This window comes from Tahibacter sp. (assembly GCF_035481375.1).
In the GTDB taxonomy this organism is placed as follows: Bacteria; Pseudomonadota; Gammaproteobacteria; order Xanthomonadales; family Rhodanobacteraceae; genus Tahibacter.
The window spans coordinates 1-17,617 of the sequence record NZ_DATIGT010000201.1; the positions used below are offsets into that span (position 1 = coordinate 1).

The following is a 17,617-nucleotide window of genomic DNA, read 5'->3' on the forward strand; positions in this document are numbered from 1 at the left end:
GTGCCGGCGAGCCGATCGTCGGACGAAGGAATGTCGAGGGGATGCTGGGGGGGACCTCGGGTGCCGCAAGGCGGGCACATTCCTTCGGCATGAGTTCTTTGATGCGGAGGTTCCGCGATGGTGGGCTTCGCCTTTGGCGAAGACCACCCTGCGTCCGCTTTTGTGCCGCGCTGCAACACGGGCGATAGCGCAAGAAGCGACCTGCCGCAAGCCGTCCCGCCCCGCGCGCATCCGGTTATGCTTCGCGACTACCCGCTCAGCCGCGCGGGTGTTCCCAGTCCGGAGTCCGCATGAGTACACCTGCCGTCCCGCAGTTGACCTTCCGCGCCGTCGCGCTTTCGGTGGTGCTGGCGATGATCCTCGCCGCCGCCAACACCTACCTCGGCCTGTTCGCCGGCCTGACCATCGCGACGGCGATCCCGGCCGCCGTGATTTCGATGGCCGTGCTGCGCGTGCTCGGCGGCGGCACGATCCTCGAGAACAACATCGTGCAGACCGGCGCCTCGGCCGGCTCGTCGATCGCCGCCGGCGTGATCTTCACGATCCCGGCGCTGATCATCCTCAACTACTGGCAGGACTTCCGTTACTCCTGGGTGCTCGCGATCGCGGGTCTCGGCGGCCTGCTCGGCGTGCTGTTCTCGGTGCCGCTGCGCCGCTCGATGATCGTCGAGGAGCCGCTGCCGTTCCCCGAAGGCAAGGCCGCGGCCGAAGTGCTCAAGGCCGGCGAGAACCCGGGCCCGGGCATCAAGATCCTCGGCATTTCCGCGGTGATCGGCGCGGTCGTCAAGCTCATGGCCGAAAGCGGCATGCGCCTGATCCCGGACAACGCCGCCGTGTCGGGCTTCATCGGCAAGTACCTCGGCTACATGGGCACGGGCCTGTCGCCGGCGCTGCTCGGCGTCGGCTACATCGTCGGTCTCAACATCGGCATCGTCGTGCTCTCGGGCAGCGTGCTGTCGTACAACATCGCGATTCCGATCTACCACTGGTTCGCGTCGAGCATCGACCCGGCGTTCGCGACGCAGCTCGCGGGCCTGTCCGCCGGCGACGCCGCCGGGCTGATCCGCGGTGCGCGCGTGCGCTACCTCGGCGTCGGCGCGATGCTGATCGGCGGCATCTGGACGCTGTTCTCGCTGCGCAAGTCGCTGCTGTCGGGCGTCAGGAGCGGCATCGCCGCGGCGCGCAAGGGCAGCGACGCGAACGTCGCGGAAACCGAACGCGATCTGCCGATGAAGTGGATGCTCGTCGCGCTCGTGCTGTTCGTCGTGCCGCTGCTGCTGCTGTACCAGGCCATCGTCGGCAGCTGGATCGTCAGCATTCCGATGGCGATCATCATGGTCGTCGCGGGCTTCCTGTTCGTGTCCGTGTCGGGCTACCTCGCGGGTCTCGTCGGATCGAGCAACAACCCGGTCTCGGGCATCACGATCGCGACGATCCTGTTCGCGTCCGTCGTGCTGATGCTGCTGCTCGGCAAGGATTCGCCGATCGGCGCGGTCGCCGCGATCATGATCGGCGCCGTCGTCTGCTGCGCGGCCGCCGTCGGCGGCGACAACCTGCAGGACCTCAAGGCCGGCTACCTCGTCGGCGCGACGCCGTGGAAGCAGCAGGTCATGCTCGCGATCGGCGCGTTCTCCTGCGCGCTCGTGATGGCGCCCGTGCTGAACCTGCTCGCCGTGGCCTATGGCATCGGCCCGGCCACGCCGGAACATCCGAACTCGCTGCAGGCGCCGCAGGCGACCTTGATGGCCTCGGTCGCCAAGGGGCTGTTCGGCGGCCAGCTGCCGTGGGACATGATCATCGCCGGCGCGGTCATCGGCGCGATCGTCATCGCACTCGACGAGTGGCTCAAAGCGCGCAAGGCGCATTTCCGCGTGCCCGTGCTCGCCGCCGCGATCGGCATCTACCTGCCGTTCGAACTCATGGTGCCGATCTTCCTCGGCGGCGTGCTGTCGTACTTCGTCGAACGCCGCTTCGGCGTGGACGCGCGTGACGAGGAAGCGCGCGACCGCGTGCATCGTCCGGGCACGCTGTTCGCCGCCGGCCTGATCACCGGCGAAGCGCTCATGGGCATCGCGATCGCGATTCCGATCGTGCTCACTGGCAAGCCCGACGCGCTCGCGATCGGCGTGCATTTCGGCGAGGTCGCCGCACAGTTCGTCGGCCTGGCCGTGCTCGGCGCCACCGGCTGGCTGCTGTACCGCAGCGCGATCAAGGGCCAGCAGGCCGCATGAGTTCCGTCCGCCGCCGCGGCATTCGCCGCGGCGGCGTCGTTTTCTCCATTTCCGGAATTGGAAAAAACCGATGAAACGTTCCGTTTCGCTGTCCCTGGCCGCGCTCGCCGCGCTGTCGGCCGGCTCCGCCGTCGCCGCGCGCGGCCTCGACGTCAACGATCTCGTCAATCTCGAGCGCGTGACCGATCCGCAGCTCTCGCCGGACGGCCGCTACGTCGCCTATCAGGTGCGCCAGACCGATTTCGCCGCGAACAAGGGCGTCAACGGCATCTGGCTGCTGAAGCTCGACGGCAAGTCGCAGCCGGTGCGCCTGACTGCCGAAGGCGCGAGCAGCGCCGGCCCGCGCTGGTCGGCCGACGGCCGCAGCATCTACTACACGGCCGCGCAGGACGGCACCAACCAGCTCTGGCGCGTCGACATCGCTCCGGCGCTGTCGGAGAAGTCGAAGGAGGCGCAGTCGCTGATGCGCAGCGCGTTCGAGGCCAATCCACAGGCCGCGGTCGTCTCCAGCGGACTCGCGCTCGACATCGGCAGCTTCAAGCTGTCGCCCGACGGCAAGCACGTGCTGATCTCGCTCGACGTCTTCACCGACTGTCCCGACATCAACTGCACGAAGAAGCGCCTCGACGACAAGGCCGCCGCCAAGACCACGGGCGAGCTCTACGACACGATCTTCGTGCGCCATTGGGACACCTGGGCCGACGGCCGCCGCAGCCAGCTGTTCCTCGGCGAGTTCGGTCCTGACGGCAAACTTCTGCCGAAGCTCACGCTGATGTCGCGCGGCATCGCCGGCGACGTGCCGTCCAAGCCGTTCGGCGACGACTCGGAATATGCGTTCTCCGCCGACGGCAAGACCGTCTATTTCGGCGCGCGCGTCGCCGGCAAGACCGAGCCGTGGTCGACGAATTTCGACCTCTACGCCGTGCCCGCCGACGCCTCGTCCGCGCCGCGCAACCTGACTGCGGCCAATCCCGCGTGGGATGCGAACCCGCTGCCGTCGGCCGACGGCAAGACGCTGTACTACCTCGCGATGAAGCGTCCGGGCTTCGAGGCCGACCGCTTCGGCCTGATGGCGCTCGATCTCGCGAGCGGCAAGACGCGCGAAGTCAATGCGGGCTGGGACCGCTCCGCCGGCGCCGTGCAGCTGTCCGCCGACGGCAAGACCGTCTATGCGACGAGCGACGACAACGGGCAGCACCCGCTGTTCGCGATCGACACCGCGAGCGGCAAGGTGCGCACCGTCATCGGCGACGGCCACATCAACGGCTATTCCGTGCGCGGCAACACGCTGGTCTACGGCCGCGACTCGCTGACCTCACCGAGCCAGCTGTTCCTGGGCACGACCAAGGGCGGCAAGGGCAGGCAGCTCACGAACAACAACGCCGACAAGCTCAAGGACATCGCGTTCGGCCAGCCCGAGTTCTTCGACTTCCAGGGCGCGAACAACGACCGCGTGCAGGGCTACGTCGTCAAGCCGTGGAACTATGAACAAGGCAAGAAGTACCCGGTCGCGTTCCTGATCCACGGCGGCCCGCAGGGCGCCTACGGCAACGACTTCCACTACCGCTGGAATCCGCAGACCTATGCGGGCCTGGGCTTCGCCGTCGTCACCGTGAACTTCCACGGCTCGACCGGCTACGGCCAGGCGTTCACCGACGCGATTTCCGGCGACTGGGGCGGCAAGCCGCTCGAAGACCTGCAGAAGGGCTGGGCCGCGGCGCTCGCGAAGTACGACTTCCTCGACGGCAATCGCGCCTGCGCGCTCGGCGCGTCCTACGGCGGCTACATGGTCAACTGGATCGCCGGCAACTGGCCGCAGCCGTGGAAGTGCCTCGTCAACCATGACGGCGTGTTCGACACGCGCATGATGGGCTATTCGACCGAGGAACTCTGGTTCAGCGAATGGGAAAACGGCGGCACGCCTTACGACAAGCCGGAGAACTATGAAAAGTTCAACCCGGTCAACCATGTCGCGAAGTGGAAAGTGCCGATGCTCGTGATCCAGGGCGGCCTCGACTTCCGCATCCCGCTGGAACAGGGCCTGGCCACGTTCACCGCGCTGCAGCGCCGCGGCATCGAGAGCCAGTTCCTGCACTTCCCGAACGAGAACCACTGGGTGCTCAAGCCGCAGAACAGCGTGCAGTGGCACAACACGGTCGGCGCGTGGATCAAGCGCTGGACGGCGCAGTGAGCCGGGAGTCGGGAAAGGGGGCACGGAATCGTAAGCGTGGCGGCGATGTCCGGCCGGCCGCTCTAGTCCTCTCCCCCACGCTTGCTTGGGGGAGAGGACTGGGTGAGGGGGAAGGGGCTTCGGCGCACGCACCGCTCCGATCGTCGCGACAACGCGCCCGCGTCCTCGCGCGGATTTCGTTTTGCCGGTCGTCGCGTCGTCGATACCGATGCTGCGGTTCGCCGCGCCCACCGCAACCTAGGGGCTGCGGCTCTTTCTTGCCGTTGCGCCGCGATCGGGGAAGTCGATGAAATACCCGTCGATACCCGCGTCGAGCAGCCGCTGCAGTTCCTGCTCCATGCTCAACGTCGCGCCGTGCTCGTCGCGTACGAGGAACGGTTCTTCCGCGCGCAGCGTATACGTGTGCACCTTTAATCCGGCAGCATGTGCGAGCGCCGGCAGCGGACTCGCCGCACCGGTCAGCGCTACGCGACCTTCCGCATCGCGCGCTCGCATGAGCAGATTGTCCTTCCATGGCGCAATGCCGAACGCATAGCGTTCGCGCATCCACGCGAGCACCGGCGGTGCGGCGAGATCGGCATAGGTGACCGGCTTCCCGCCGACCTGCGGCAGCCGCTCGCGCAGTCCCGGATAGAGCGCATCGAAATCGTCGCCGCGTGCCGCATGCCGGCGCAGGTCGTAGGGCAGGGCGAACGGCGCACTCGCGGGCGCGGCTCCGCCGATGTCGCCGAACAACTGCATCAACCGCGCGTCGATGCCGGCCTGCGGCAACAGCCGCAGGCGCAGCTCGATCAGGTTCGCGAGTTCGAACGACTGGATGTAGACGCGCGCCGGATCGGTGAATCCGCTGCGTACGAGTTCGGCCACGAGCAGCGCCGACAGCGATTGCGCGATCGGCGTGCCGTCGAGATGCCGGCCCTCGTGTTCGAAATACGTCGGATGCTTGGTTTCCGGATAGATCGCGACCGGACGCGGCGCCTTCGCCGCGAGTTCGATGACTTCCGCGAACGTCGGAATGCCGTAGCGGCCGTCATGGCTTGCGCTGTCGGGCCGCAGCGCCGGCAGCCGTTCGCGCGCGCGCAACGTGCGGATCTCCGTGAGCGTGAAGTCTTCGGCGAACCAGCCCTCGACGTCCTCTGCGTCAATGCGCTTGCGCGTGCGCCGGCCGGCAAATTCCGGATGCTGCGCGACATCGGTCGTGCCGCCGATCTCGTTCTCGTGGCGGCAGATCAGCACGCCGTCGCGCGTGACGACGAGATCGGGTTCGATCGCGTCGGCGCCTTGCTCGATCGCCAGTGCGTAGCCTTCGAGCGTGTGTTCGGGGCGATACGCGCTGGCGCCGCGGTGGGCGATGACGAAAGGACGTTCGGTAGTCATGCGGGGCGGCGTCGGTGGCGGTGAACGCGGTGGCGTGAGGCTGCAGGAAGTCATCACGAAGCAGGACGCAACACCCACGAATCCGCGCCAGTGCAGCCCGTCGCACAGACCGCGACGCGCGCTGGACAATGCGTCCAGTGCGACATTTTTCAGGCTGGACAAGGCCGGCATCCGCATCCGTCGGCAACTTCGCAAACTGCGATGGCGACAGTATGACGCCGGTGCCGCCGGACGTCGCTGCCGCTCCCTGGACTACATCGCTAGGAGCGACCATGCACTCGCATTCCCCGTCTCTCGTTTCCCCGCGCCCGGCCGTGCTCGCGGCGGCGCTGCTGGTTGCACTGGCCGGCGCCGGCACGGCGCACGCGCTGGGCTCCCCCGGCGCGGCCGCCGGTGCGGTGACCCGCTACCACCCGCCGGCGGCAGGTGCGCAGCATCAGGCCGATATCGCCACCGGGGCCGACGGCAATGTCGTCGCGGTCTGGTATACGAATTCACCGATTGGCTCGCTCGGCGTGCGCGCGCGGCGGCTCGACGGCGCCGGCGATCCCGTCGGCAGCGAAATCGTCGTCAACAGCAGCCCGCAGGCGGGCAGCCATCTGTATCCGTCGATCGCCGCCGACGCCGACGGCAACTTCACCGTCGTCTGGACTGCGCACACGACAGTCTTGTACAGCTTGCCACACGTATACCAGCGCCGCTTCGACCGCAACGGCGTGGCGCTCGGTCCGCAGCAGCAGATCGACACGAACACGCCCGAGGCCGGCGGCGCCGTCGTCGCGATGAGCGCCGACGGCAAATACGTCGCGGCGTGGCGTGCGTATCCGAGCACCGGCGCCGAAATCCGCGCGCGCCGCTTCGACGCTGCCGGCAATGCGCTGGGCAGCGAGGTCGTCGTCGTCGCGCAGAACCCCGGCTACTTCGGGCCGAACATCCGTCTCGCCGTCGACGATGCCGGCAACTTCACCGTGGTCTGGACGCACGACAAGAACGACGGCGCGCAGCACGACGTCTATCGCCGCCGCTTCGATGCCTTCGGCAACGCGCGCGGTCCGGCCGAGCGGCTGAACTACCGGACGGCCAACGGCGACCAGCGCGTCGCCGACATCGGCATGGACGCGAACGGCAACAGCGTCGTGGTCTGGGACAGCTACATCAGCCGCTACGATTCGCGCATCCAGGGGCAGCGCTATGACGCGAACGGCACCGCCGTCGGCAGCGAATTCACGCTGGCCTACCGGGACTACGCGACCGAGGAACCGACGCGTCCGGCTGTCGCGATGGCGCGCGCGACCGGCGAGTTCAGCGTCGCATGGCAGCGACGCGGCAACACGATGGCGCTGCGCCGCTATCTCGCGAACGGCACGGCGCGCGGCCCCGAAATGGTGATTTCCGACGGAACACGGAATCCGTCCTACGTCGCGGCGGCGAGCGACGCCGACGGTGACATCACGGCCGTCTGGCAGATCGACGAGTCCTACAGCAGCCAGGACTATGGCGTCTCGGGCCGGCGCTTCGCCGGCTACGGCAGCATCGACCTCGCTGCCCGCCTGATGCCCGTCGTCGAGAGCGCGAACGCACCGACCGCGGTCGACTACCAGATCCGCGTCGACAACCTGCAGATGCCCGCGCCGCAGCGCGGCGTCGGCGCCGCGACCGGCATCGTCGCGGTGTTCACGCCGCCGGCCGGCGGCGTGGTGCTGGACGCGATCGGCGCGAACTGGCTGTGCGATACGTCGATCGCCGCTCCGCGCTGCGTCCATACCGGTGTCGTCGCAGCAGGCGCCAACAGCGATGTCCTGCACGTGCGCGTCGGCGGCGCGCCGTCCGGCACGCACCAGGCGAACGTGCAGGTGTCGGGCAGTCAGTACGACGCGCAGGCAGCGAATGACGGCGCTGCAGGCATCGTGACGTTGCCGTAAGAAACCCCGGGACCTCTCTCGCCCTGAGGGAGGTCCCGTTTGCGCGGCGCTGCGGCTACGCAGCGTGCGGCTGGGTACATCGGCGCGCTTGCATGACGTTGTCGGGCGTGGTCTGCTCGAACGAAATCGTGATGTCGCGGACTGCGTACAACGCGGCTCGGGATGACACGAATGCCGCGACGCGCGGCGGGCAACAAAGACCCGCGGGGCGCGTGTCACCTCGGATTCGTCGCAACTGAGCGAGCCGTTCGATCCCCATGTCCGACTACGCGCGATCCTTCGAAATTTCTCCGGCCGGCATTTCGTGGCCTGCGGGCGACTACTTCAACCTGGCCATGATTGCGACATCGGGGGCAGCCATTGCGCAACGGGTCGGGACCGGTCTTCACGTTGGTGATGAACTGGGACTCGGGCGATGGCAGGCGATCGGTTTACGGCTGCGAGACGATCTGTCCACGCCGCGGGATATCGACTTCACGGTCGTCATGCCCGGGCACGGTGAGGCGGCTCAGATACAGGCGCATTTCTTGAGCGCCGGTTTTGTCGTGAACGTCGAGAAGTCGTGTGCCGTTCCGGAGTTGCCCTGGGATGTGGTCGTCGTGAAGCACATGTTTCCGCACCATGCAGAAATTACGGCATTCGAGGACGCGCTGGCGGCGATAGCGGTCCCGCTTGGAGGGCGCAACGACGGATGGGGTTGCTTCGGTCAGTCGCAGATTTCACATTGACCGGGAACCGGTTACGGTCCGGATGACGGAGTCCTTCGAAATATGCCTGAACTCACTCCACTTGAAACCGAAGTGTTACATCGCTGCATCGCCGACGCGCAGCGACCCGAGTGGCGCCCGAGACTCGAGAATCAACTGCGCCACTCGGCAATCGTGACGAGAACCGAGAAGACCTTCGGTTACTACATCGATTTTGAGGTTCCGGACGAACTTCGCATTGCGGAAATGACGGATGATGCGAACAAGTCACCGATGTCAGCGGGCGCGCTTCATCCGGACGGCAAGAACGGGATCTGCTTCATTCTCTACATCAAAGACGGAAAGCTGAATTTTCTCGAACTGTCGTCGACATCGGAGTGGCCCAAGGACGAGGATGCCATTCGGTTCCTGGATCCGCCGTCGCCGTCCCGAATTCAGCCGAGTTGATCGCCGAGAGGCCTTTTGTCGCAACCGCGCGAGCCGACAGCGACCGCGTAGGGCGCAATAAGCAAAGCGCATTGCGCCATCTTTACGCAACGCGGCAAATCGGGGTACGGCGCAATGCGCTGCGCTTATTGCGCCCTGCGACACTGTCTACCGTTTTCCTTGCAGGCAATAAGTGGGGGCGCAACAAGCCAAGCGCATTGGGTCATCTTTGTACGATGCGGGGAACCCGAACACGGCGCACTGCGCTGCGCTTATCGCGCCCTGCACGACCAAGGTCAGGGAGGAGGCAAGCCAAGGGAATAATTATGGCGTCGCCCCCCGAACTGGCGACGTTTACAACCCCTCAAGGTGAAGTTGTCGGAAACCTGGGTAAATAAGTGGCCTATGAAGAAGTCAGAACCTTTTTGCGCTGTGTCATTGTTCCTGAAGGGTGACAAGCTGGAGCCCGGTGTCATCACAAGTCGGCTTTGCATCGAGCCGACGAGGTCACATCGCAAAGGTGATGTGGAGACGACGTCGGCAGGAAGCAGGGTCACTAGAAGGAGAGGACTGTGGGTGCTTAAAGTTGAGAGGCAAAACCTTTCCGATGCCATAACGGAACTGGCGGCTCTGTTGCCGGGACCAGCCGTGAATTTTTTTGATTTTCCGGGCGTTGATGAGTGTTTTATTGATGTTTTTGTATCTGGAGAGGCTGAGGAATACGGGTGCGGTGAGAGTGAGTTCTGCTGCGACGTACAAAGCATCGCAGCACTTGCTGCACTGCATTTGCCAGTGCAATTTACCGTCGCACTCACCAAGCCGTTGGCCAATTTGTCTTAGGCTGTCCGGCCTCGTATGAAGTCTATGTGGCACCGAAGCTGCACCAAGAATTGAAAAAGGCGGCTTCTGATGGTTTGCAGTGTGCGAGACGGACATCAGTTCGTCTTCGCGCACTGCCAGTGCTCTCAGGGCCGTGAGTCTGTGGTTCATTATGTTAGAAAATCCGGCCACGAATGAGTTGATGGATTCCAAGTTGACGAAGAGAAGTGTTCACGGCGTTGGGCGCTATGAAAGAAGTCGAGAGGCAGGTATTCGCGATGAAAAATAGCTTGTTGTGTCAAGCTGCTTCGCTATCCGAGACCAGCGGGGACTTGTCTGCTTATGGTGGTTTCGTCAAGCCAATTGACTACGACTTTGGCCTTGTGGTGGGAGACAGGTACCAGTTTCTCGGAATTGTTGAAAAGGGCGGTGCTCCGTGGGTTTACGTCTCACCGCTGTCTGATCGATGTAGGCTTCGAGTCGTTCCGGCGGCGCTGTTTGATTTCGAGGATTTCTTCTTTTTGGGGAGAATGGCAGTTCGTAAGACTGGTTCAGCAATGCCCTGTCTTGAGATAGTTCCGAAAGCGCTGGCGCGGTTCGACAATTGGTTTGAGCGCTACATTGAAGGTGACGAAGACGTGTTGAATGTGGTGCGCGACGAAATGGGAGGTTGATGCAGACTCTGGTAGTGAGTCGCCATGTCGTTGTGGCTCCGGGGGGCGTCCTGCTGCTTGGTGGCAGACGCAGATCTTCCGGTCATCGGTTCGCACGGTGCTTGCAACATCCGTTGTGACACGTCGGAGTGGAACACGGACAGAAATTGCTCGTACATGCGTGTTGGCTCTGCGCGCCGGATTTTTTCGCAGGCTCGGTTTGCGAGTCGAAGTACCGCGTGAGGGAAGGCGAGGGCGCCAATGCCTGTTTAACGATGAGGATAAAAAAATGAATTGATCGGATGGAAGCGGTCAGGATGCTTCAACAACAAAGCCCGCAGCGTTGCGGGCTTTGTTGTCCTGGAGCACAGTTCATAAGCTAAAGATCAATTTTGAGGACGCGTCTGGTGGCGCTTTCAGCACGTGCGAAGCTCGCGCGCAAACTGCGAATAATCGGCAGCGAGCGGCTGAGCGCTAGCTGGCCGCCGCAGTAACGCCGCCAGCAGCGGCGGCACGTCGATGCTCCGCCCGGTCAGCGGCTCGACTATGCTTTCAAATTTCGCCGGATGCGCCGTCGATACGACACACCAGTCGCCATCGGCGCCGTCGCGGCGCAGGTCTTCGAGCACCTTCACCGCGCACGCCGTGTGTGGGCAGAACACTTCGCCATGATCGCGATAGCGACGCTCGATGACCTCGCGGATCGCATCATCGTCGACGCGCTCGGCACGGAACGCGCGCCGCAGTTCGCCGTCATCGGGATACAGCCACCGCAGCCGCTCGAAGTTGCTCGGCGCACCGACGTCCATCGCGTTCGCGAGCGTCGCGATGCTCGCACGCGGCATGTAGTCGGCGCCGTCGAAGAACTGCGGGAGCACGTCGTTGGCATTCGTCGCGAGCATGATGCGGCCGAGCGGCAGGCCGACGGCGCGCGCGAGGATCGCGGCAAACGCGTTGCCGAGGTTGCCGGTCGGTACGACGAGGTTCAGCGGCTGGCCGTGCGTGCGCCAGTGCGTCAGCGCGGCGTACGCGTAGTAGCTCATCTGCGGCAGCAGGCGGCCGAGGCTGATGCTGTTGGCGGAACTCAACGGGACGTCGTGCTGTAGTGCCGCATCGTTGAGCGCCTGCTTCACGAGCGACTGGCAGTCGTCGAACGATCCGGAAACCTTGTACGTGTGGATATTGCCGCCAAAGCAGCCGAGCTGGTGCGCCTGCCGCGGGGAGACGCGGCCGTCGGGGTAGAGCACGGCGACGCGCAGGCCTGCTTTTCCGTGAAACGCGCCGGCAACGGCGGCGCCGGTGTCGCCCGAGGTGGCCACGACGATCGTCAGCGGCCGGTCGCGGTCGCGCTGCAGTCGCGTCAGGCACGCGGCGAGGAAGCGCGCGCCGAAGTCCTTGAACGCGGCGGTCGGTCCGTGAAACAGCTCGAGCACGTAGTCCTGCGGTGTGGCGAGTGCGACGAGCGGCGCGGCGAAGTCGAAGGCTTCGGCGCAGATCGCGGGGAGTTCGGCGGCGAGCGGATCGCCGTCGAAGAACGGCTGCAGCAGGCGTGTCGCGATCTCGGGCAAGCTCTCGCAGCCGTCGAATTCACGCGGCGAGAACGACGGCAAGGTCGCGGGAACATAGAGTCCGCCGTCAGGCGCGAGGCCCGCGGCGATCGCGGCGGATAGTCCGCTGGGAGCGGCACCGCCGCGGGTGCTGACGAAATTCATGCGATCACCTGTGCGGCCGGTCCGGCGACCGGCGAGATATAGGTCTGGCTCGTGAAGCCGGCGTCGGCAAACGCCGCAGCCATGGCCGGTGCGGCAGCGCGTGCCTGCGTTTCGTTTTCGAACCACGCGAACACGCTGGGGCCTGCGCCCGAAATGCTCGCGCCCATCGCGTCGCCGGCGAGAGCCGCCTGCTTCACCGCGGCGAAACCTCCGATCAGCGGCGCGCGGCGCGGTTCGACGAGCACGTCGCTGAGGCCCGCGCGCACGAGCGCGGCGTCGCCGCGCCAGCAGCCGGCCAATACGAGGCCCAGGTTCGCGCTCTGCGCGACGAACTGTTTGAGTTCGTACGCCCCGGCCAGCGCGGCGCGCGCGCGGCGCGTTTCGAGCACGGCGTCGGGATGCACGAGCACGCAGGTCCACGCGGGCGGTACGGGCACCGGGACGACGTGACCCGCGGTCGCGAGTGCGACGCCACCAAGCAGCATCGGCCCGACGTTGTCGCCGTGGCGCCCGCCGCTCGCGACGGCTTCGCCGGTCACTGCGAACGGGTATAGCGCCATCGCGTCGAGCGGCGCGTCGAGCAGCGCGTTCGCAGCGACGAGTGCGGCGACGCATGAGGCGGCGGAGCCGCCCATGCCGGAGCCCAGCGGTATGCCTTTGTCGAGTTCGATCTCGAAGCCGAACGGCAGTTGCAACGCATCACGCAGCGCGATCAGCGCGGCGCCCGCGGTGTTGGCCGCCGCTTCGTGCGGCAATTCGACGGTGCTGCCGCGGATCGCGGCGATGCGCACGAGCGGCTCGGCGATCCGCCGCACCGTCGCGCGGTCACCCGCACCAGCGATGGAATGGCCGAGAATGTCGAAGCCGACGCCGATGTTGCCGACCGACGCCGGCGAGAACGCGGTTGCACGGTCGCGCATCAGAGGCGTGCTCCGAGCGTGCCGGCGACGCGCAGCAGGTCGGCGAACACGCCGGCCGCGGTGACTTCGGGGCCGGCGCCCGGCCCCTGCACGACGAGCGGATTGTTGCAATAGCGCCGTGTGGAGAATTGCACGATGTTGTCGGTCTCGCGCAGGTGGGCGAAGGCGTGCGTGTCGCCGAGTTCGACGAGGCCGACGCTCGCGCGCCCGTCGCGATCCAGGCGCGCGACATAGCGCAGTACCTTGCCGGCCGCCGACGCGGCGGCATGGCGCGCCGCGAAGGACGCATCGAGTTCGCTCAGGCGCGACATGAATTCGTCGGGCGCGGCGTCGCGCAGTGCGGCCGGCACGAGGCTTTCGACGTCGACGTTCTCCAGAGACAGCTCGCGCCCGGCTTCGCGCGCCAGGATCACAAGCTTGCGCGCGACGTCGGTGCCCGAGAGATCGTCGCGCGGATCGGGTTCGGTATAGCCAAGGCCATGCGCCTCGCGCACGAGCGCGGAGAACGCGGTCGAGCCGTCGTAGCGGTTGAACAGCCAGGCCAGCGTGCCCGAGAAAATGCCGTCGATCGCGACGATGTCGTCGCCGGTGTCGAGCAGGTCGCGCAGTGTGCTGACGACCGGAAGTCCCGCGCCGACGGTCGCCTCGTAGCGGAAGCGCGCGCCGCTCGCGGCCATCGCGTCGCGGATCGCGCGGTAGCGTTCGATCGGGCCGGCGCCGGCCTGCTTGTTCGGCGTGATCACGTGGATGCCGGCCGCGAGCCAGCCGGCGTAGCGCTCGGCGACGCGCGAACTCGCGCTGCAGTCGACGATGACGGTGTGCGGCAGATGCGCGGCCTGCAGGTGTTCGGTGAAGCGGTCGAGATCGACCTCGAGCGTGGATTCGTCGAGGCGCCGCTGCCAGTCGGCCGTCGTGCCGCGGTCGTCGAGCCACATGCGGCCGCGCGAGGCGACTGCACGCAGCCGCAGATCGAGGTTCGTGTCGCGCTTGAGCCGCACCTGCGCCGCGGCGAGCTGGTCGAGCAGCGCGCTGCCGACCTTGCCGGGACCGATCACGCCGACCGAAATCGTCTGCGCCGACAGCCAGAAGCCCGCATGCGCCGCGCGCAGCGCCTTGTCGGCGTCGGCGCTCGCAATGGCCACGGAGATGTTGCGTTCCGAGGCGCCCTGCGCGATCGCGCGGATGTTGACGCGTGCGCGCGCGAGCGAGTCGAACAGCCGCGCGGCGACGCCCGGGGTGCCGGCCATGCCGTCGCCGACCGCGGCGAGCACGCTGATGCCGCGGATCAATTGCACGTTCTGCACCTGTGCATCGGCGAGTTCGCGCGCGAACGCGGCCTGCAGCGCGCGGCGCGCGGTCTCCGCTTCGGCGTCGCGCACGACGCAGCAGATCGAATGCTCGGAAGACCCCTGCGAGATCATGACGACCGAGACGCGCGCGTCGCGCAAGGCGGCGAACACGCGCTCGGCCGTGCCCGGCACGCCGATCATGCCGGCGCCTTCGAGATTCAGCAGCGCAAGGTCGGGCGACAGCGTCAGGCCCTTGACCGGACCCGCGTCGTCGCTGACCGCGGCGATGCGCGTGCCGGGATGCTCCGGGCGAAACGTGTTGCGGATGATGATCGGCAGGCCGCGGCTGATCGCCGGCGTCATGGTCTGCGGATGTACCACCTTGGCGCCGAAATACGCGAGTTCGCAGGCTTCGTGGTACGACAGCGCCGCGAGCGGCACGGCCTCGGGCACGAGGCGCGGGTCGGCCGACAGCACGCCGTCGACGTCGGTCCAGATGTGCAGTTCTTGCGCATGGAACAAGGCTGCAAAAATAGCGCCGGAATAGTCGCTGCCGTTGCGGCCGAGAATCGTGATGCGGTTGCCTTCGTCGCGCGCGACGAAGCCGGTGATGACGATGCGCCGCGCCGGATTGGCCTCGCGCCAGCGCGCCAGGCGCGCTTCGCTCTGTGGCCAGTCGACCGCGACGCCGAGATCGCCGTGATGCACGACGAGCACGTCGCGCGCATCGAGCATGACCGCGTCTTCGCCGAGCGCGCGCAGATGTTCGCTGAGCAGGCGCGCGGAATAGACCTCGCCGAGTCCCTGCACGCGTTCGAGCGCTTCACGCGTCGGCGTGGCGAGCACGGCGAGCGCATTGAGGAGCTGGGCGAGTTCGTCGAATTCGCGCTGCAGCCAGGCGTTCGTTGGTGCCGCGGCATCGGCGAGCAGGTCGCCGGCCGCGCGCAGGTGGCGTTCGCGCAAGGCTTCCCACGGCGTGCGCCAGTCGCGGCCATCGGCGGCGGTGTGGGCGAGCGCGATCAGCGCATCGGTGACGCCCTTCATCGCCGAGACGACCGTGGCCTGCACGGTTTCGCCGCGTGCGCGCAGCAGGTCGGCGACATGGCGGTAGCGCGCGGCATCGGCGACGGAAGATCCGCCGAACTTGTGCGCAATGACGAGAGGGGATTGCGGTGCGGCCGAAACGGCCGGCGCGTGATCCTGCAGTACGACAGCGGGCGAACTCATCGAGCCTCCAGTGAGGCCCCGCATTCGTCGGATCCGGGCTGAGCCCCGCATCCTGGTGAGGTGCGGGGCCGTTTGCGTGAGAAACCTATTCGCGCACGACTCGCCGCACCAACGTAGTGGTGGACGTCGTAATCGTCGTGGTACCGAGGCCAAAGCCGCCGGCCGCCGCAGTAGCGGTCGTCGGGGGCGTGCAGTGGCGGATCAGTGCGTGCATGGGCGTCGAGTGGAACGGATGGCGCGGCGATGTGTCAAGCGGCTGTGCGGAATAAGGCCGGGAATCGGAAATCGTAAGAAGCGGATGTTTGCCGCCTGATCCGGCGCGCGCCAGTCCTTGAAGCCCTCTCCCCCGACAGCGGTCGGGGGAGAGGGAGTCTGCTTTCGCAGCTACACCTTCGCCGTCAGCGCGTCATACAGCAGCGTCCTGCGCCAGCCGTCGAGCGCCTCGGGCCACTCGCGGTCGAACACGAAGGCTTCGAGATGCCGGCGCGCGCAGAGCAGGCCGTCGGGGATGTCGAGTTCCGTCGCGATCGCGACGACGGACTCCTTCATCGCCGCGATGATGCGCTTCTGCGCGGGCGTGGGCAGCGGAAAAACCGGCGCGAAATCGAGTTCGTCGGCTTCCAGCGGATCGGTCAGCACCGACAGCAGTTCGTCGCGCTGCGCGCCGCGCAGGGCGCGCAGGCCCTTGGCGCGCTGGAACAGCTCGTCGATGTCGCGCGGTATATTTGTGACGAAATCCATGATGTGCGCGTCGTCGAGCAGCCACGGCCGCGGCTTGTCGACGCGGCGGGCGGTCGCCTCGCGCCACAGCAGCACGCGGCGCAGCAGCGCCTGGCGTTCGCGCGGCCACTCGGCGGCGCTCTTGAAGCCGCGCTGCGGCTGCGGGTCGCCGTCGCGGCTGCGCGCCTTCTGCAGCAGGCGCCGGCAGTCCTCGGCGTGCCAGTCGCGGCGGCCGCGCTGGTCCAGGCGGGCGTCGAGTTCCGCATGCAGCGCGGGCAGGTGGACGACGTCCTGCGCGGCGTATTCCAGCTGCTCGGTGCTCAGCGGCCGGCGCAGCCAGTCCGAACGCGTCTCGGCCTTGGGCAGGTCCACGCCGGTGATCGCGGCGACGAGCTTCTGGTAGCTGAGCCCCGCACCGAAGCCGGTCATCGCCGCGGCGATCTGCGTGTCGAACAGCTGGCCGATGCCGGCGGGCACTGCGACCGCGAGCGCTTCGAGGTCTTCGCTCGCGCTGTGCATGACGCAGGTATTGGCCGGATCGGCGAGCAGCGGGCCGAGCGCGCCGACCCCGTTCAGCGCAAGCGGGTCGAGCAGCGCGATCTCGCCGCCGAGGTTGACCTGGGTCAGCGCGAGGCGCGGATAGAAACTGTCGACGCGCATGAACTCGGTGTCGAGTCCGATCAGTCGGGCGGGGTTGTGGCGCGCGACGAGCGCGGCAGCGGCGTCGGGCTGCGCAATCCAGTGGTGCAAGCAAGGCTCCGTTTTCGGGCGTGTTTTCTGGGGCGTGCGGTGCACGCGGTTGTCAGGCAGAACGCGTTAGCCTAAGGTCAGTTGCCCTTGCTGTCACATTCGCCGAGCGCATGGCTGGTCAGGAAAACGTCCGCAAGCAGACTACCTGGGGCGGCGCTGCGGGTATCGCCCTGCTCGGATTCGCGCTCGTCTACCGGTTTTTTCCCGACGTCATCCACGTGTCGCCGGGCCAGCGGCCGGCCAGCCTGCCGGTGCGCACGAGCGCGCCGCCGCCGCCGATCGACGTGCGCGAGAACCCGCCGGCCATCGTCGAATTCGGCCCGCCGCGCGAGCTGGCGTCCGAAGCCGAGCCCGAACTGCCGGCCGAACCCGAGGCGCCGGCGCCCGAGAACATCACCGCGCTGCTCGCCCAGGCCGACAAGGCCGTCGCCGACGGGCAGCTGTTCGAGCCGCCGGAAACCAACGCGCTCGTGCTGTATCGCAAGGTGCTCGACGAGGACCGGACCAACCGCCGCGCGCGCAGCGGCCTGGCCGCCGTGCAGGACAAGCTGCTGGTCGAGATTGCCGCGGCGCTGACCGCGGGCGATGTGGACGAGGCCCAGCGCATCCTCGACGGGCTCGACAAGGTGCCGCACGAAGCCTCGCGCTTCGCCGAGTTCAAGGCGCGGCTCGC

General features: G+C 66.9%; 13 protein-coding genes. 8 read left to right on the forward strand and 5 right to left on the reverse strand.

Annotation, left to right across the window (positions count from 1 at the left end; translation table 11 throughout):
• Positions 1-290: 290 nt before the first annotated feature.
• Positions 291-2,231 carry an OPT family oligopeptide transporter gene (locus VLF18_RS12915; RefSeq protein WP_325280040.1) on the forward strand — a complete coding sequence of 647 codons (1,941 nt, stop codon included), beginning with the start codon at positions 291-293 and terminating at the stop codon, positions 2,229-2,231.
• Positions 2,232-2,301: 70 nt separating this feature from the next.
• A complete protein-coding gene (locus tag VLF18_RS12920) occupies positions 2,302-4,422 on the forward strand; it encodes a S9 family peptidase (protein ID WP_325280041.1) in 2,121 nt (706 codons plus the stop codon).
• Between the two features lie 237 nt (positions 4,423-4,659).
• Here the strand turns inward: VLF18_RS12920 and VLF18_RS12925 are convergent, their stop codons facing one another.
• On the reverse strand, positions 4,660-5,799 hold the full coding sequence (locus VLF18_RS12925) for a glycerophosphodiester phosphodiesterase family protein (RefSeq protein ID WP_325280042.1): 1,140 nt from the start codon (positions 5,797-5,799) through the stop codon (positions 4,660-4,662).
• A 272-nt stretch (positions 5,800-6,071) separates the two neighbouring features.
• Between VLF18_RS12925 and VLF18_RS12930 the strand changes: the two genes are divergently transcribed.
• From VLF18_RS12930 to VLF18_RS12950, 5 genes are all read left to right on the forward strand, one after another.
• A complete protein-coding gene (locus tag VLF18_RS12930; RefSeq protein WP_325280043.1) occupies positions 6,072-7,721 on the forward strand; it encodes a hypothetical protein in 1,650 nt (549 codons plus the stop codon).
• A 257-nt stretch (positions 7,722-7,978) separates the two neighbouring features.
• Entirely contained in the window at positions 7,979-8,449 is a 471-nt protein-coding gene (locus VLF18_RS12935) for a ribonuclease E inhibitor RraB (RefSeq protein ID WP_325280044.1), read from the forward strand.
• A gap of 42 nt (positions 8,450-8,491) precedes the next feature.
• Positions 8,492-8,875: a hypothetical protein gene (locus tag VLF18_RS12940; RefSeq protein ID WP_325280045.1), complete on the forward strand. Its 384-nt coding sequence runs from the start codon at positions 8,492-8,494 to the stop codon at positions 8,873-8,875.
• Between the two features lie 384 nt (positions 8,876-9,259).
• Positions 9,260-9,694 (forward strand): DUF4279 domain-containing protein, encoded by a 435-nt coding sequence (locus VLF18_RS12945; RefSeq protein WP_325280046.1) that lies wholly within the window; start codon positions 9,260-9,262, stop codon positions 9,692-9,694.
• A 227-nt stretch (positions 9,695-9,921) separates the two neighbouring features.
• Positions 9,922-10,347, forward strand: a complete 426-nt coding sequence (locus VLF18_RS12950) for a hypothetical protein (RefSeq protein ID WP_325280047.1) — start codon at positions 9,922-9,924, stop codon at positions 10,345-10,347.
• A gap of 395 nt (positions 10,348-10,742) precedes the next feature.
• Here the strand turns inward: VLF18_RS12950 and thrC are convergent, their stop codons facing one another.
• From thrC to VLF18_RS12970, 4 genes are all read right to left on the reverse strand, one after another.
• Complete coding sequence (gene thrC, locus VLF18_RS12955) at positions 10,743-12,038, reverse strand: threonine synthase (RefSeq protein WP_325280048.1); 1,296 nt, start codon at positions 12,036-12,038, stop codon at positions 10,743-10,745.
• Positions 12,035-12,958, reverse strand: a complete 924-nt coding sequence (locus VLF18_RS12960; RefSeq protein ID WP_325280049.1) for a homoserine kinase — start codon at positions 12,956-12,958, stop codon at positions 12,035-12,037. The genes thrC and VLF18_RS12960 overlap by 4 nt, the downstream gene beginning before the upstream one ends.
• The gene (gene thrA, locus VLF18_RS12965) at positions 12,958-15,474 is read right to left on the reverse strand and encodes a bifunctional aspartate kinase/homoserine dehydrogenase I (protein ID WP_325280050.1); all 2,517 of its coding nucleotides are present in this window, start codon (positions 15,472-15,474) and stop codon (positions 12,958-12,960) included. Before thrA ends, VLF18_RS12960 begins: the two co-directional genes overlap by 1 nt.
• Before the next feature lie 384 nt (positions 15,475-15,858).
• Entirely contained in the window at positions 15,859-16,944 is a 1,086-nt protein-coding gene (locus tag VLF18_RS12970) for a ribonuclease D (protein WP_325280051.1), read from the reverse strand.
• A 110-nt stretch (positions 16,945-17,054) separates the two neighbouring features.
• On the opposite strand from VLF18_RS12970, the gene VLF18_RS12975 reads away from it, so the two are divergent.
• Positions 17,055-17,617, forward strand: a 563-nt coding sequence (locus VLF18_RS12975; protein WP_325280052.1) for a tetratricopeptide repeat protein, incomplete at its 3' end; no start/stop codon positions are given.

What these genes read in the sequence shown, in the direction of transcription:
- VLF18_RS12920 (WP_325280041.1), top strand. Translation starts at nt 2,302, where the DNA reads ATGAAACGTTCCGTTTCGCTGTCCCTGGCCGCGCTCGCCGCGCTGTCG.
- VLF18_RS12940 (WP_325280045.1), top strand. Translation starts at nt 8,492, where the DNA reads ATGCCTGAACTCACTCCACTTGAAACCGAAGTGTTACATCGCTGCATC.
- VLF18_RS12945 (WP_325280046.1), top strand. Translation starts at nt 9,260, where the DNA reads ATGAAGAAGTCAGAACCTTTTTGCGCTGTGTCATTGTTCCTGAAGGGT.
- VLF18_RS12950 (WP_325280047.1), top strand. Translation starts at nt 9,922, where the DNA reads ATGAAAGAAGTCGAGAGGCAGGTATTCGCGATGAAAAATAGCTTGTTG.
- thrC (WP_325280048.1), bottom strand. Translation starts at nt 12,038, where the DNA reads ATGAATTTCGTCAGCACCCGCGGCGGTGCCGCTCCCAGCGGACTATCC.
- VLF18_RS12915 (WP_325280040.1), top strand. Translation starts at nt 291, where the DNA reads ATGAGTACACCTGCCGTCCCGCAGTTGACCTTCCGCGCCGTCGCGCTT.
- VLF18_RS12930 (WP_325280043.1), top strand. Translation starts at nt 6,072, where the DNA reads ATGCACTCGCATTCCCCGTCTCTCGTTTCCCCGCGCCCGGCCGTGCTC.
- VLF18_RS12935 (WP_325280044.1), top strand. Translation starts at nt 7,979, where the DNA reads ATGTCCGACTACGCGCGATCCTTCGAAATTTCTCCGGCCGGCATTTCG.
- VLF18_RS12925 (WP_325280042.1), bottom strand. Translation starts at nt 5,799, where the DNA reads ATGACTACCGAACGTCCTTTCGTCATCGCCCACCGCGGCGCCAGCGCG.
- VLF18_RS12960 (WP_325280049.1), bottom strand. Translation starts at nt 12,958, where the DNA reads ATGCGCGACCGTGCAACCGCGTTCTCGCCGGCGTCGGTCGGCAACATC.
- thrA (WP_325280050.1), bottom strand. Translation starts at nt 15,474, where the DNA reads ATGAGTTCGCCCGCTGTCGTACTGCAGGATCACGCGCCGGCCGTTTCG.